1 protein-coding gene is annotated in these 1,085 nt (G+C 60.4%); it reads right to left on the reverse strand.

Translation table 11 applies throughout. The features are described 5' to 3' along the window. A partial coding sequence (locus EDE05_RS26650) for an IS110 family transposase (protein WP_208325245.1) occupies positions 1 to 873 on the reverse strand: 873 nt, incomplete at its 3' end. Positions 874 to 1,085: the final 212 nt, after the last annotated feature.

Consider the following 1,085-nt stretch of genomic DNA (forward strand, 5'->3'; position numbering starts at 1 on the left):
CGCGACTTTGCCGGGTTTTCCTTTCGATTTCAGCTTTTCGAAGAAAGCTCTGATGCCGGGATCGAAGCGGATTGCCGGCAGGGCTGCGATGTAGAGGGCATCGCGAACCGGTTTTCGACCGCCGGCAATCATGCGCTTGCCGCGCATCTGGCCGCTGTCCCGGTTGAGCGGCGCGACGCCGATGAGCTTGGCGATCTGTCCTTTGTCCAGGCTTCCGAGTTCAGGCAGACCTGCCAGCAGGAAGCAGGCTGTGCGCAGACCAATGCCCTTGAGCGACATCATGACAGCGGCCTTGCCCGAGAGCGCCTTATCCGCCTCGAGGCAGGCTGTCATCGCCTCGACAACCGCCTGGCGCTGGTCAAGCAGGAACTGTAGGCTTTCTTCGATCCAGACCCTCGTCTTGTCGTCGGCCCGGCTGGCCAGCTTCTCCCGGCGGTTTTTCTCCTGCACGATCATGTGTGACAGCTGCCTGTAGCGCGCCACCAGACTGACCATATTCATCTGGGCTGGAGAAGCTGGCAGGACAAGTTCGGTTTCCATCCGCCGACCGTAGTCGGCCAGGATGAAGGCGTCGATCCTGTCGGTCTTGGAGAGTTGGCCGCAGGCGCCGGCGAACTGTCGCACCTGTCTGGCATTGACGCGCGCCACCGGCATCCGCGCTGAAAGAAGCGCATCGAGCACACGGCGTTCGTAGCCGCCGGTGGGCTCCAGCAGGAAGCGCTCGATCCCTTTCAATGGCGCGACAAAGGCCAGGAAGCGGGCAACTCCTGCCGCCGTGTTGGCAAAGCTCGCCGAGCGGCTATCCGGCAGGATGCAGATGTCAAAAGAGGATTTTGATATGTCGATGCCGACAAAACGACTAGTATAAGACATGAGGCAGGTCTCCCTTATACGCGAGCGCGAAGCTCCCTCAACGGTGCGACGATGCCTCGATGAGCGCAAAGGGTTCTGCTTTTTTGCGAACGAAGGTTCAGGGCGGCCAAGCCCAACCGCTTTGCCCTCAGCCATTGCGGTGTTGCGATCACCCCAATGACAAACGAGGCCGGAGCATCATAACAGACGCTCCGGCCTCTCAATGTATAAGG

This window comes from Neorhizobium sp. R1-B (assembly GCF_004368875.1).
Lineage (GTDB): Bacteria > Pseudomonadota > Alphaproteobacteria > Rhizobiales > Rhizobiaceae > Neorhizobium > Neorhizobium huautlense.